The organism is Pseudoflavonifractor sp. 60, from assembly GCF_009911645.1.
Lineage (GTDB): Bacteria > Bacillota > Clostridia > Oscillospirales > Oscillospiraceae > Lawsonibacter.
On the sequence record NZ_QWKI01000015.1, the window covers coordinates 23,586 to 37,292 of the forward strand.

Below are 13,707 nucleotides of genomic sequence, written 5' to 3' on the forward strand. Positions count from 1 at the left end.
GCCCGCCGAATTTGAAAAGAGGGACCCGCGCACAGCGCGGGTCCCAGCGGCATATCAGCGGTTCAGGATGCCCAGGGCGATGACCAGCACCAGGGCGGCCACGCACAGCCCAATGAAGAGGTCCAGATACTTCAGGGGCACCTTGCGGAAATTCTCGTAAAAATTCTCAATTCCGGTGAGCTGGCTGCGGTCGGGGCGGTCAGACTCCCGGGGGCGCTTTTCCTCGTCCATTACTTCTTGGCCAGGTACTTGCGCAGGTCAAGAGCGACGGCCACGATGATGACCAGGCCCTGGGCAATGAAGGTGTAAGCGGGGTCCACACCCAGGAACTGCAAGCAGATCTTCAGGGCCTCAAAGACCAGAACGCCCACCAGGATCCCGGACACCCGGCCCACGCCGCCGTTGGCGGAGACGCCGCCGATGGTACAGGCGGCAATGGCCTCCAGCTCATAGCCGAAGCCGGTGGCAGTGGAGGCGCCGCCAGCCTTGGCCCCCACCAGGAAGCCGGCCAGGCCGTACATCATGCCGGCCAGCAGGTAGATGCGGATGAGGGTCGCCACCACATTGACGCCGGCCACCTGGGCGGCGGACTCGTTGCCGCCGATGGCGTACATGTACTTGCCGTGCCGGGTCTTATTGTACAGGAACAGGAAGTAGGCTCCCACGGCAACGGCGAAGAAGGCCAGGTAGGGGATCTTCATAAAGGAGCCCAGGGCCACGTTGGAGTAGCTGGACTTAAAGCCGCCCATGGGCTGGTTGTTGGTGATGATCTGGCAGGCGCCGTATACGATGGTCTGCATACCCAGGGTAGCGATGAAGGGGGGCACCTTCAGGAAGGCGATGACGCAGCCGTTGATGGCGCCGATGATGCCCATCACCACCACCACCGCGATCAGGGCGGCCCACACGGGCACGTCAGGCAGCCAGGGCAGCATCCGGGCGGAGTAGTCCACGCTCTGGAGCAGCATAGCGGACAGACAGGCGGCCAGACCCACCTGACGGCCGGCAGACAGGTCGGTGCCCTTGGTAATCAGACAGCCGGACACGCCGCAAGCGATGATGAAGCGGGGGGACATATTGATCACCAGGTTGCTGAAATTGCGGGTTGTAAAGAAGTTCTTGCTGGTCAGACCGGTGAAGAGGGCCAGCAGCAGCACCAGCAGGATAATGGCGTTGTCTGACATAAACTTCACAACATTAAAGGAACTCTTTTTCTCCATAATTCTCTCCTCCTTACTCAAATTGGGTCGCCAGGGCCATAATGTTCTCCTGATTGGCGTCCTTGCCGTCGATAAAGCCGGTGACCCGACCGTCGCACATGACCATGATCCGGTCGGCCATACCGATCAGCTCGCTCATTTCGGAGGAGATCATAATGATGCTCTTGCCCTGCTTGGCCAGCTCGGCGATGATGCAGTAGATCTCATATTTGGCGCCCACGTCGATGCCTCGGGTGGGTTCATCCATGATGAACACGTCCGGGTCGTTGGCCAGCCAGCGGCTGATGAGCACCTTCTGCTGGTTGCCGCCGGACAGGGACTGGATCTGGGTCTTGGAGGAGGGGGTCTTGATGGACAGCTTGGCCACGTTGTCCTGGACCAGCTTCTCAATCTTCCCGTCATCCAGCATGATACCGCCAATGAGGTACTGATTCAGAGAGGCGATGGACACGTTGTCCGCAATGGACAGCACTCCCAGAATACCGGTGGCCCGGCGGTCCTCGGTGAGCAGGGCGATACCGTTGTCAATGGCGTCCTTGGGCTGGTTGATGTTCAGCTCCTTGCCCTTGTAGACAATACGCCCGGCGGTATGGCACCGCAGCCCGAACAGGCCCTCCATCAGCTCGGTGCGCTGGGCCCCCACCAGGCCGGCCACACCCAGAATCTCCCCCTTGCGCACCGAGAAGGTGGCGTGGCGGAAGCTTTTGGGGTTGATGGAGGTGAAGTCCTCCACCTGGAAGACGGCCTCGCCGGGGACGTTCTCCCGCTTGGGGTACAGGTCGGTGAGCTCCCGGCCCACCATCTTGGTAATGATAAAGTCGGTGGTCAGCTCTTTGGCGTTCCAGGTGCCCACATACTGGCCGTCCCGCATGATGGTCACCTCGTCGGTGATGCGGAGGATCTCGTCCATCTTGTGGGAGATGTACACAATGGACACGCCCTTTTCCCGCAGCTCATTGACGATGGTGAACAGGGCCTCCACCTCGGCGGCGGTTAGGGAGGAGGTGGGCTCGTCCAGGATAAGCACCTTACAGTCGGCGGACACCGCCTTGGCGATCTCCACCAGCTGCATCTGGGAGACGCTGAGGGTCCCCAGCTTGGCCCTGGGGTCGTAGTTCAGGTGGACCTCCTTCAGGACCCGAGCGGCGTCCTCATACATCTTGTCGTGGTCGATGACGGTAATGGGCCCGAACCGCTTGACCGGGTACCGGCCCACATAGATGTTCTCGCCGATGGACCGCTCTGGAATGGGCTGGAGCTCCTGGTGGACCATGGCTATGCCCCGGTTCAGAGCGTCCAGGGGGCCGTTGATGGACACCTTCTCCCCCTCGTAGATCACTTCGCCCTCGTCCATGTGATAGATGCCGAACATACACTTCATCAGCGTGGACTTGCCGGCGCCGTTCTCCCCCATCAGGGCGTGGACGGTGCCGGGGCGAAGCTTGAGCTGGGCGTGATTCAGGGCCTTGACGCCGGGGAAGGTCTTGACCACCTCACGCATTTCCAAACGATATTCTGACAATTCACGTTCCCCCTCTTCTTTAAAACAGATCGGCTCACAGCTCCGGTGTAGGGCGCGACGACCCCCCGCGCCGCTTCTCCGGCGGACCGGGACGGCGTGCCGGGTCGTCACACCCTACAGACACGGGGTCAAGAAGGGTGCGTGCGCACCTGCGCACGCACCCTGTTTCAGTCCTGTCTGCAATAATTACTTCACAAACTCAGAGGCGTTGTCGGGAGTCACCTTCACATAGTCCACGTAAACGCTCTGGTTGCCGGCGGAGTAGGTGGCGCCGCCCAGCAGCAGCTCCATCTGGTTGACCGCCTCGGTGGCCTGACCCACGGCGTCGTTGAGGACGGTGCCGGTCATGTTGCCGTTCATAACCTCGTTGAGGGCGGCGTCCAGGGCGTCCACGCCCACCAGGTAGATGTCCTCATTGACCTTGCGGCCGGCAGCCTGGATGGACTGGAGGGCGCCGATGGCCATGTCGTCGTTGTTGCAGAACACCACTTCGATCTGGTCGCCGAACTGGGCCAGGTCGTTGGCGCAGATGGTCTGGCCCTTCTCACGGTCCCAGTCGCCGCGCTGCAGGTCCAGCTGCTCCACCTCGATGCCGGCGTCCTTCAGAGCGCCCACGGAGTACTCGGTACGCAGCTGAGCGTCAATGTTCTCGGGGTCGCCCTGGATCATGATGTAGGAGACCTTGCCGTCGCCGTTGATGTCGCCCTTATTGGGGGTCTCCAGAATCAGCTCGCCCTGGAAGGTGCCGGACTGGGCGGCGTCGCAGCCCACATAGACCAGGCGGTCATAGGCGGCCATCTGATCGGCGGTGGGCTCGCGGTTGATGAGCACGGTGGGGATGTTGGCGGCCTTCACGGTGGCGATGATGGAGTCAGCCGCGGAGGTCATGCAGGGGTTGATAATCAGAGCGTCCACACCCTGGGTGATGAAGGTGTTGATCTGCTCGTTCTGCTTGGACTGGTCGTTATTGCCGTCCACGGTGGTGACCTGGTAGCCCTTGCCCTTCAGGATCTCGGTGAGGGCGTTGCGGTAGGTGGTCATAAAGGCGTCGTCGAACTTGTAGATGCACACGCCCACGGTGCCGCCGCCTTCCGGCGCATCGGGGATGCTGGCCGTCACGGAGCTGCCGCCGCTGGGCTGGGAGCCGCCCGCAGAGCTGCCGCCGCCGGTGCTGTTGTTGCCGCCGCCGCAGCCGGCCAGCAGGCCCAGACTCATCACGACAGCCAGTGCAAGAGCAAGTGTCTTTTTCATTCTTCGTTCCTCCTAAAAATAATAGTAGGTTTTGGATGGAGCTTCCGGCTTCATCCGCACCATACATTTTAGAGGCTGACCGGAAAAAAAACGATAGAAAATTCTTGGATGAATCCTGAAAAAACTTTGTTCTTTCTCTCCGGCGGCTCAGAAACCCTTGCCCGCTGCGGGCTGGTATGTTATAATCAGCTCACTTAGAGCGCGGCTGTCCCCCAAGGTTCCGGGAGCGGTCTCCCCCAGCCGAATATTGAGAAAGAGGTGACCTCCTTTGAGCTCTTGTACTTCTCTCCTCGAGGCCCTGCAGGCTGGCGCCCATGACAAAGCCCTGGCCGCCCTGTACGCCCTGGACGGCAGACCGGAAAGCCTGGACGGAGCCCGCCGTCGGGCCTGCCATGTGGTCCAGTCCCTGATGGACGCCTTCTCCCCTGCCCAGAACTCCAACGCAGCCCTCTTCAGCGGTCCTGGCCGCACCGAGATCGGCGGAAATCACACCGACCACCAGCACGGCCACGTGCTGTGCGGCAGCGTGGACATGGATATGCTGGCCTGCGCCGTCCCCAACGGCGGCGGCAGCGTCCGCATCCTGTCGGAGGGCTACCCCGCTCTGGAGGTGAGTTTGGATGACCTGGAGGTGAAGCCCCAGGAGGCCAACACCTCCGCCGCCCTGGTGCGGGGGGTTGCCGCCAAGGTGCGTGAGCTGGGCTATCCCCTGGCCGGCTTTGACGCCTATGTCTCCTCCACTGTGCTGTCCGGGTCCGGCCTCAGCTCCTCCGCCGCCTATGAGACGCTGGTGGGCAATATCTTCAACCACTTCTGCTGCGGCGGTGCGCTGGACCCTGTGACCATCGCCAAAATCGGCCAGTACGCCGAAAACGTCTACTTCGGCAAGCCCTGCGGCCTGATGGACCAGATGGGCTCCTCGGTGGGCGGGGCGGTGTTTATCGACTTCAACGACCCCGCCAATCCGGTGGTGGAGCGGGTGGATTACGATTTCACAAAATCCGGCCACGTGCTGTGCATTGTGGACACCGCCTCCAGCCATGGCGACCTCACCGACGACTACGCCGACATCACCCGGGAGATGGGGGCAGTGGCCGCCCACTTCGGCAAAAAGGTGCTGCGGGAGGTCCCCTTGGAGGAGTACTCCGCCGCCATTCCCGCCCTGCGGAAGGAGTACGGCGACCGGGCGGTGCTCCGGGCTATGCACTTCTACGGTGACGACTGCCGGGCTGTCCAGGAGGCCGCCGCCTTGAAAGCAGGGACTTTTGAAGCTTTTTTGAATCTAGTCAACGCCTCCGGGCACTCCTCCTCCCTCCTGCTGCAAAACACCTGGTCCATCCACGACCCCCGGCAGCAGGCCATCCCCCTGGCTCTGACCACGGGCGAGTACCTGCTGGACGGCATGGGGGCTATCCGGGTCCACGGCGGCGGCTTCGCCGGGACCATCCAGGCCTTTGTGCCGGAGGAGTACCTCACGGTATTTAAAACTGGTATGGAGAAGCTGTTCGGCGAGGGCAAATGCCACGTCCTCCACATCCGTCCCCAGGGCGGGTGCGTGGTGGCGGAATAAGGAGGGAGAACTATGATTGACATTGCTGTTGCCAAGCTGACAGACTACGCCACGTACGCCGGGCTGATTGAGGAGTGCGACTATATCTGGGCGGTCAACACAATACTGGATGTGCTAAAACTGGACAGTTATACGGAACCGGAGCGCACCTGGGACCCGGCGGACATCCAGCTGGCCCCTATTCTGGAGGAGCTGCTGGACGACGCCTATGCCCGTGGGGTCCTCACCGAGAACTCGGTGGTCTACCGGGACCTGTTCGACACCGAAATCATGGGCCGCATTATCCCCCGCCCCGCCCTGGTCATCGGCCTGTTCCAAAAGCTCTATGAGAAGTCCCCCAAGCGGGCCACCGACTGGTACTACAAATTCAGCCAGGACACCAACTACATCCGCCGGGACCGCATTGCCAGGGATATGCAGTGGAAGGCCCCCACCGAGTATGGGGAGCTGGACATTACCATCAATCTGTCCAAGCCAGAGAAGGACCCCAAGGCCATTGCGGCGGCAAAAAACCTCCCCGCCTCCGCCTACCCCCGGTGCCAGCTGTGCGCCGAGAATGAGGGCTACGCCGGCCGGGTCAACCACCCCGCCCGGCAGAACCACCGGGTGATCCCCATTGAGATCAACGGCTCCCCCTGGTTTTTGCAGTACTCCCCTTATGTCTACTACAACGAGCACTGCATCTGCTTCAACCGTGTCCACACCCCCATGAAAATCGACCGGGCCTGCTTCGCCAAGCTGCTGGACTTTGTGCGCCAGTTCCCCCACTACTTCGTGGGCTCCAACGCCGACCTGCCCATTGTGGGCGGCTCCATTTTGGCCCACGACCACTTCCAGGGGGGGCGGTACACCTTCGCTATGGAAAAAGCTCCGGTGGAGACCCCCTTCACCTTCCCCGGCTTTGAGGACGTTGCCGCCGGCATCGTGAAGTGGCCCATGTCGGTCATCCGCATCTCCTCCGAGAACCCGGAGCGGCTCATCGACCTGGCGGACAAGATCCTCGCCGCCTGGCGGGGCTACACCGACGAATCCGCCTTTATCTTCGCGGAGACGGAGGACGAACCCCACAACACCATAACCCCCATCGCCCGGCGGCGAGGGGAGAAGTATGAGCTGGACCTGGTGCTGCGCAACAACATTACAACCCCTGAGCACCCCCTGGGGGTCTACCACCCCCACGCTGAGCTCCACCACATTAAAAAGGAGAACATCGGCCTCATCGAGGTGATGGGACTGGCCGTCCTCCCCGCCCGGCTAAAGGAGGAGCTGGCGGCGGTGGCGGACTGCCTGGCCAGCGGCGGCGACCTGCGGGCCAGCGAGCTCACCGCAAAGCACGCCGATTGGGCGGAGTCCTTCGCAGGAAACTACGCCATAACCCGGGAGAACGCCCTGGATATCGTCCAGAAGGAGACTGGCCTGGTGTTCGCCCAGGTGCTGGAGCACGCCGGAGTCTACAAGCGCACCCCCCAGGGCGAAGAGGCCTTCCTCCGCTTCCTGAACAGTCTGTAAGAAACCGCCCCGCCCTCTTGTCCAAAGGGGGCGGGGCTGCTGACGCTGTTTTTAAAATTTAATTCGTAAAGTATCTTTTGTGGGGTGGGACGACCCTAGCCTGCCGCTTTATGGCCCTGCGCCAGCAGGGTCTGGCCCCTTTGAAAAGGGGCGGAGGCGAAGCCGGTGGGGATTGACTTGCAGGCACTGCTTCTACTTGAAATCTGAAATAGAAGCAGCTTTCCTAAGACACTTCCCCGCCCTCGCTTCGCTTGTGCGCTCCTGCGGCATCACAAGGTGGAACTGCCCCGGCCCGTCCTACAATTTTTCTCTACTTTACGAATTGAAGTGTTTTTAAAATTACAGGTGGACAAACCGCCGCAGCTGTGATAAAATACCGATTGACGAGTTTATACCATCTCGTCCAAGCACAGAAGCGTCCCACCCGCTGCGAGGGGGGATTCTGTGTTCGTTCGGCGCAATTTGCCGTTCTCTAAACAAAAAATGGAGGTTTTTTTATGCACAGATTTACCATTCGGGACCTGACCCTGGCGGCGCTGTTGGCGGCGGTATATGCCGTGCTGACGGTGGCGCTGCCCATCCCCCAGTACAGCGGCGTACAGCTGCGGGTAGCCGAGGCCATGACGGTGCTGCCCTTTCTGTTCCCCGCCGCCACGCCGGGACTGTTTGTGGGCTGTATCATCGCCAACCTGTTTTCCCCCTATCCGCTGGACATTCTATGCGGGTCGCTGGCCACTCTGCTGGCCTGTCTGCTGACCCAGCGTATGCCCAACCGCTGGCTGGCCGCGCTGCCGCCGGTGGTGTGCAACGCGGTGATCGTAGGGGCGGAGATCGCCTGGTTTGAAACGGGCTTTGGCCCCGGCTTCCTCCCGGCCTACGCCTTTAACGCCTTCACCGTGGGGCTGGGGGAGCTGATCGCCTGCTTCCTTCTGGGGGAACTGCTGCTGGCCGTTCTGCCCAAGGCTCCCGTTCTGCGGCCCTATATGCAGCAGAGCCGCCTGGTCCATATGTAACACAAAGACCGCCCGGATCGTTCCAGGCGGTCTTTTTGTTGGCGGCGGGTCAGTCCTCCCCCTCCAGGAAGTAGGACGCCTCCATATCGGCGGTGGCCAGGGCAAAGGCCAGCGGGTATTTCTGAAGGGCCTGGCCCACGGTGCGGTTGTCCTCCGGACCGGAGAAGCCCATGTGCCAGCGGATGGCCATTGCCTCCTCTCGGGTCAGACGGATGAAGCCGTTGGTGATGTACACGCTCTTCTCGCCGTGGCCGTAGGGCAGGGGGTCGTCGAAGGTGTAGCTGGGGACCTTCTCCCACTGGCCGGTGGCGTCGTTCTTCACGTTGCGGAAGCCCTTTTTGTAGCAGCCGATTTTGCACAGGTCGTGACACAGGGCCACAATGGCGACAGACTCGGCGGTGTAGTCCAGGCCGTACAGCTCCTGCACCCGCTCCCGCTGGAGGTAGTCCACCAGGCAGTGGTACACGTTCAGACTGTGCTCACACAGGCCGCCGTCGTGGGCCCCGTGGTACCGGGCGGAGGCGGGGGCGGTGAAGAAGTCGCTTTTGTGCTCCAGGTAGTCCAGCAGCTTGTCTGCCCCCTCCCGGGTGATATTGGCCTTAAAAATCTCAATAAATTCCTCTTTATAAGACATTGGGTCATCTCCTTCTTTCCAGTGATGGAAATCATTGTACCACAGGGGCGGCGAAATTGCCAGAGGCGGTTTTCAGGAGACAGTCCCTTTAGGCGGCAGGTTGAGCAGCAGCACCGCCCCCAGAATGGCCCCCATCCCCAGCAGCTTGAAGGGGGTCACCTCCTCCTGGAAGAGGAGGATCCCCAGCCCGGCGGCCACCAGGGGCTCCAGGGTAGCCAGGATGGCGGCCCGGCCCGGCTCCGCCTCCTCCAGGCCGGCGGTGTACAGGTGGTAGGGCAGGGCGCAGCACAGCAGTCCAACCCCCAGCGCCCCCGCCCAGGCCCGCCAGTCTCCCAGGGCGGCCAGACTGTTTTGGAGTCCCGACAGGGGCAGAGAGAAGAGGGCGCAGAACAGGATGGTGTAGAAGGTGATGGTGGATGGGGTGTATTTTTTCAGGGCAAACTTGCTGAAAATGGAATACAGGGCGTAGCCAAAGCCGGACCCCAGTCCAAAGAGTATTGTCCTGACCGAGATGGACTCCCGCCCCAGGGGGAACAGCCCGGTCACCAGTGCGCAGCCCGCGAAGGTGAGGGCCAGAGCGAAGAGCTTCACCGGTGTGATGGTCTCCTGAAAAAGCAGGGCGGACATGAGGGTCACGAAGACGGGAGCGGTGTACAGCAGCACTGCCGCCACCGACATGGAACTGAGGGTTATGGCGTTGAAGTAGCACCAGTTGAAGAAGAGCAGAGAGCAGACCCCGGTGCCAAAGAAGTAGTACCAATCCCGGGGGGCGATGCGCAGGGCGGAGGAGTCCCGGAAAAAGAGGAAGAGGCCGTAGCCAATGGCCCCCGCCAGGGCGCGCAGGGCGACCCCCTGCATGGAGGTGAGTCCGGCGGCGGTGAGCAGCTTCAAAAAGACGCCGATGCATCCCCACAGCCCGGCGGCGGCAATAATTTTCAAATAAGCCTTGGTCATGGCCCTTGTCTCCCTTCCCCAAATGGGCTATGATAGTCATTGTGCTCCCAATCGTTCGGAGCACAGGGAAAAGTTTCTTTTGCTTCTTTTCTTTACAAAGAAAAGAAGGCCCGCCCGGCGAGGGCACAGGGGCCGGCGACAGCACAAAAGGAGGACGCATATGGACATTCTGACGCGGGAGTTTTACGCTCGGGACACCCTGGAGGCGGCCCGGGACCTGCTGGGGCGGGAAATCGTCCGGAGGCTGGAGGACGGGACCCTGCTGCGCTGCCGGATCACCGAGACGGAGGCCTACATCGGACGGCTGGACAAGGCCTGCCACGCCTACGGCTACCGGCGCACCCCCCGCACCGAGACCCTCTTCGCCCGGCCCGGGACGGCCTATATCTACCTGATCTACGGGATGTACCACTGCCTCAACTTCGTCACCGAGGAGGAGGGGGAGCCCGCCGCCGTCCTCATCCGGGGGGCGGTCCCGGTGGAAAACGGGGATATTATAGCAAAAAACCGCTTCAGATGCAAGGAAAAAGAGATGACCCCCTACCAGCGGAAAAATTTCCTCAACGGGCCGGGGAAGCTGTGCCAGGGGCTGGCTCTGACCCGGGCGCAGAACGGCCTGGACCTGACCGACGGCGCGGGGGAGCTCTGGCTGTGCCCCGGAGCGCCGCCCGACCCCGCCGCCGTGAGGACGGGCAGGCGCATCGGCATCGACTACGCGGAGGAGGCGGTGGATTTCCCCTGGCGCTTCTACCTGTGACCGCCCTCAGATAAAAAATCTCCCTGGCTCAGCACAGGGAGGTCTGCAAAAACCGCCCCCTACTGGGAGCGGTTATTTTTTGTGTTTTGTTGATTAGGAGATATCGGCCAGTCCGTCCTGATTCGGGTCGTAGGTAACCATGCTGACAGTGGCGCTGATATCTGTTGCAAGACTGCCGTTGGAGGTATCCTGTTGCAGCCAAATGAGCAGATCAGGCTGATGCAAAGCGCCGGTGTACTCCTCGGCGTGGAAGGTCCGTACAACTGTCTCTCCGGCGGGGACAATGGTAAGGGGGAAGGAATCTTCTGTGATGGTGGAGCAAACGGTGATGTTCAGAATCAGAGGAACGTCAGAGGTGTTGGTGACAGAGAGTGCGCAATAGCCGCCCTCGTCCTCAATGGGGGCGCTGTACCAATCATAGACCATAAACCGGCCAGCCAATTTCTTGTCCAGCGCTTGATAGCGGATGAACTGCTGGATTCCAGGCCAGTAGGGCTCTGTCTCGGTGTAGCGGCCCGCTGTCTCTCCGGCCCGGTGCAGGGGCTTTTCCGCGTAGAGCGGATTGGCCTTCTTGAGCTCGTCTGTTCCTCCTGCAATGGTCACGGTGCCGTTCTCGCCTTTAATAGAGGCCAGAACATTGGAACTGTCCTCTGTGCCAGCGGCGGCGGTGGTCTGTTTAGAATCGCTCGGCTTGACGGGCTGATATCCCAAGTATACCACACCGTCCTGCTGGCCAACGGGAATATCCAGCAGTTGGGCAATCGTCTGGATGGGCATATAGAGAGTTTCACTTCCATTCTCCGTGGCGTAAGAGATGGAGGAGGGGATCGTTTCACCAGCCTCATTCTTAATGCCCTCGCCCCGCTGAATGAAGGACCTTCCATTGATGCACAGGCCCAGATTGCCAAGACTCACGCCGCCGCCCGCCGCAAAGGCCGCCGTGCCGCAGGCCATGAGCATGAGCCCGGCCAGAACGCCGGAGATAAATGTGGAAAATTTCTTGTTCTTCATGTAACCGCTTCCTTTCTTAGTCCCGCGCTCCGGGGTTTGGCGGCGATGTTAATAGGTGATACTCAAAACTGGTTTGGGGTTAGGGTGATAGTTCCAACTTCGTTTACAAACGTGGTTTTGGCGTTAATGATAACACTGCAATTTAAACTGTCACCGTCAGTGTGCGCATAGAAAGTATAATTGCTGCCAGCTTTGATTGTTATGGTTTCCGTATTTGCCCTGACATTGTCAACCACCAATGTGGCATAGGTCATAATATCAGAATCTCCGATGTTGTTAATAGTAACTCCCAGTGTCTTGCCAGCTCCCGGGACGCTGCGGAACTCAGCAACCTCTTTCCACCCGAAGAAAATAGTATAGGGTCCGCTGGGATTGGCCTTTGCCGCCAGTGCGGATGGCGCGCCGCCAGTGATATAGGTGTCTCCAATCCGGCAGAGTTCCTGCCCCGTACCCGCCGCAAAAGCGGTACAGCCCAGCATGGCGAAGCACAGCAGCAGAGACAGACACAGCCTGCTCAATTTGCGGGTTTTTTTCATCAGTAATTCCTCCTTATTTTTTCTGAGGGGCCCCTCGTAAGGATACTATATCACAGAAGAGCATACTTGTTAATAAAAATAATGCTTGACATGAAAATAATCCTCCTTATAATGGTGTTATAATAATTAGGGAGGTGAGAGGAGCATTATGGCAAAGAAAAGAATCATCCCTACGGGCCCCACCAATATGCAGACCTCCATGAAAAAGGCTACTACGGAGATGATGATCCTCCATCTTCTGCGTCAGAGGTCCATGTACACCTATGAGCTGATGAACGAGATTGAAGAGCGCAGCGGCGGGGCAATCGTCTTCAATACCCTGTACCTGTCCATCTACCGGCTGGAGGAGAAGGGCTATGTCCAGGAGCGCAGCAAGGTGATGAGCGAGGATAACCGCACCCGCATCTACTTCGCCATTACCGAGGCGGGGATCGTCTATCTGGAGGAACTGATTAGGGCCTATAAGCAGTATGCGGCGGCGCTGGCCCGGGTGTTGGAGCTGGAATAGGAGGTATTCGAAATGGCAAACAGTGAAGCAATGACCAGTTATTTTCACCGTCTGAACGGTTTTCTGGACTGCCCCAGGGCACTCCGCAGGCCATTTCTCAGACGGACCCGGCAGATGGCGGAGGACTTTGTTCAGGAGAAGCCGAACGCCGGTGTTGAGGATGTGGCGGACTACCTGGGCGACCCCCGGGAGTTGGCCCAGGGCTTTCTGGAGACGCTGGATCCGGAGGTACTGGAACGCTACCACAAGAGGAAGAAGTTCCTTCGGAGGGGATTGATTGTCTTGATGGCGGCTGTTATTTTGTATTTGGGCATTTGGGTCTACGATTTGTGGAGCAGATCATTACCAGTGGAAGTTACTAGAACTATTTACGTTGATGATTGAGGTGTTAATCATGAGAAAAAGATTTGTGTACTTGATTATGTTGGCACTTTTTGTATGTGCTATGATTTTTCCTGCTAATGCAGCTCAAGGAACCGTTCTGGAGACCGAGACGATTCAAACTGATGATGGTGCGGTAGAGGTGAACAGGACTGTGACTGTGTGCAGTTCTATCGCCCGCAGTAATACAAAGAGCGCTCATGTCGTTGAAGAATATAAATATAATGGAAAGGTGGTTGGTGAAGTTACCTTGTCTGCCACCTTTGGGTACGACGGAAAGACTGCCTGGGTTATTAGTGCCAGTGGTTCCCACACTACTTACGATGGTTGGACTTATAGCAACGAGAAAATTACTAAGTCCGGCGGGACCGCCACTCTTACTGCCACATTGGCACATTCACACAATGGAAATATTTCCGTCAGGACTCCCCTCACCTGTTCTCCTACAGGCCAAATCAGCTGAACACATCAGGGTCATTTGTAGGCTCTCCTCTCCCGCTCGTCCCACCCGCAGGCGGCCTGGCCCCTTTGAAAAGGGGCTCCGGCGAAGCCGGTGGGGATTGACCTGCTGGCACTGATTCTACATTGAAAGTTCAAATAGAAGCAGATTTCTTAAGACAATCCCCCGCCTTCGCTTCGCTCAGGCACCCCCTTTCCAAAGGGGGCAAGCGGCTTCGCCGCTTGTTTGGCCCTGCTTCGCAGGGCTCATCCCTCGTCCCGCCCGTAGGCGGTCTGGCCCCTTTGAAAAGGGGCGGAGGCGAAGCCGGTGGGGATTGACCTGCTGGCACTGCTTCTACTTGAAATCTGAAATAGAAGCAGTCGTCCTAAGACAATCCCCCGC

15 protein-coding genes are annotated in these 13,707 nt (G+C 59.5%); 7 read left to right on the forward strand and 8 right to left on the reverse strand.

Translation table 11 applies throughout. From position 1 onward, the window contains the following. Window positions 1-54: 54 nt before the first annotated feature. The 4 genes from D1646_RS02075 to D1646_RS02090 form a co-directional block, all read right to left on the reverse strand. Window positions 55-231 carry a hypothetical protein gene (locus D1646_RS02075; protein WP_160634841.1) on the reverse strand — a complete coding sequence of 59 codons (177 nt, stop codon included), beginning with the start codon at window positions 229-231 and terminating at the stop codon, window positions 55-57. Beyond that, window positions 231-1,220 carry a beta-methylgalactoside transporter gene (locus D1646_RS02080; protein ID WP_160634842.1) on the reverse strand — a complete coding sequence of 330 codons (990 nt, stop codon included), beginning with the start codon at window positions 1,218-1,220 and terminating at the stop codon, window positions 231-233. Before D1646_RS02080 ends, D1646_RS02075 begins: the two co-directional genes overlap by 1 nt. Before the next feature lie 13 nt (window positions 1,221-1,233). Further along, the gene (locus D1646_RS02085; protein ID WP_160634843.1) at window positions 1,234-2,742 is read right to left on the reverse strand and encodes a sugar ABC transporter ATP-binding protein; all 1,509 of its coding nucleotides are present in this window, start codon (window positions 2,740-2,742) and stop codon (window positions 1,234-1,236) included. 186 nt (window positions 2,743-2,928) lie between these two features. Continuing rightward, complete coding sequence (locus D1646_RS02090) at window positions 2,929-3,993, reverse strand: galactose ABC transporter substrate-binding protein (RefSeq protein WP_160634844.1); 1,065 nt, start codon at window positions 3,991-3,993, stop codon at window positions 2,929-2,931. A gap of 268 nt (window positions 3,994-4,261) precedes the next feature. Here D1646_RS02090 and D1646_RS02095 point away from each other — a divergent pair, with 268 nt between their 5' ends. The 3 genes from D1646_RS02095 to D1646_RS02105 all read left to right on the forward strand — a co-directional run bounded on the left by D1646_RS02095 (window position 4,262) and on the right by D1646_RS02105 (window position 8,085). Next, window positions 4,262-5,563 (forward strand): galactokinase family protein, encoded by a 1,302-nt coding sequence (locus D1646_RS02095; RefSeq protein ID WP_160634845.1) that lies wholly within the window; start codon window positions 4,262-4,264, stop codon window positions 5,561-5,563. Between the two features lie 12 nt (window positions 5,564-5,575). Next, a complete protein-coding gene (gene galT / locus D1646_RS02100; protein ID WP_160634846.1) occupies window positions 5,576-7,072 on the forward strand; it encodes a UDP-glucose--hexose-1-phosphate uridylyltransferase in 1,497 nt (498 codons plus the stop codon). 497 nt (window positions 7,073-7,569) lie between these two features. After that, on the forward strand, window positions 7,570-8,085 hold the full coding sequence (locus tag D1646_RS02105) for a QueT transporter family protein (RefSeq protein WP_160634847.1): 516 nt from the start codon (window positions 7,570-7,572) through the stop codon (window positions 8,083-8,085). 49 nt (window positions 8,086-8,134) lie between these two features. Here the strand turns inward: D1646_RS02105 and D1646_RS02110 are convergent, their stop codons facing one another. Together D1646_RS02110 and D1646_RS02115 are read right to left on the reverse strand one after the other, a co-directional pair. Further along, complete coding sequence (locus tag D1646_RS02110; protein WP_160634848.1) at window positions 8,135-8,719, reverse strand: hydrolase; 585 nt, start codon at window positions 8,717-8,719, stop codon at window positions 8,135-8,137. Window positions 8,720-8,791: 72 nt separating this feature from the next. Continuing rightward, a complete protein-coding gene (locus D1646_RS02115; protein ID WP_160634849.1) occupies window positions 8,792-9,673 on the reverse strand; it encodes an EamA family transporter in 882 nt (293 codons plus the stop codon). A 160-nt stretch (window positions 9,674-9,833) separates the two neighbouring features. Here D1646_RS02115 and D1646_RS02120 point away from each other — a divergent pair, with 160 nt between their 5' ends. Next, window positions 9,834-10,430 carry a DNA-3-methyladenine glycosylase gene (locus D1646_RS02120; protein WP_160634850.1) on the forward strand — a complete coding sequence of 199 codons (597 nt, stop codon included), beginning with the start codon at window positions 9,834-9,836 and terminating at the stop codon, window positions 10,428-10,430. Between the two features lie 93 nt (window positions 10,431-10,523). Here D1646_RS02120 and D1646_RS02125 read toward each other — a convergent pair whose 3' ends face one another. Together D1646_RS02125 and D1646_RS02130 are read right to left on the reverse strand one after the other, a co-directional pair. Further along, a complete protein-coding gene (locus tag D1646_RS02125) occupies window positions 10,524-11,441 on the reverse strand; it encodes a hypothetical protein (RefSeq protein ID WP_160634851.1) in 918 nt (305 codons plus the stop codon). Between the two features lie 62 nt (window positions 11,442-11,503). Further along, window positions 11,504-11,977, reverse strand: a complete 474-nt coding sequence (locus D1646_RS02130; RefSeq protein ID WP_160634852.1) for a hypothetical protein — start codon at window positions 11,975-11,977, stop codon at window positions 11,504-11,506. A 148-nt stretch (window positions 11,978-12,125) separates the two neighbouring features. Between D1646_RS02130 and D1646_RS02135 the strand changes: the two genes are divergently transcribed. The 3 genes from D1646_RS02135 to D1646_RS02145 are packed head-to-tail and all read left to right on the forward strand — an operon-like array spanning window position 12,126 to window position 13,329. Beyond that, window positions 12,126-12,485 carry a PadR family transcriptional regulator gene (locus D1646_RS02135; RefSeq protein WP_160634853.1) on the forward strand — a complete coding sequence of 120 codons (360 nt, stop codon included), beginning with the start codon at window positions 12,126-12,128 and terminating at the stop codon, window positions 12,483-12,485. Between the two features lie 12 nt (window positions 12,486-12,497). Beyond that, entirely contained in the window at window positions 12,498-12,869 is a 372-nt protein-coding gene (locus D1646_RS02140) for a hypothetical protein (RefSeq protein WP_160634854.1), read from the forward strand. Window positions 12,870-12,879: 10 nt separating this feature from the next. Continuing rightward, window positions 12,880-13,329 carry a hypothetical protein gene (locus tag D1646_RS02145; RefSeq protein WP_160634855.1) on the forward strand — a complete coding sequence of 150 codons (450 nt, stop codon included), beginning with the start codon at window positions 12,880-12,882 and terminating at the stop codon, window positions 13,327-13,329. Window positions 13,330-13,707: the final 378 nt, after the last annotated feature.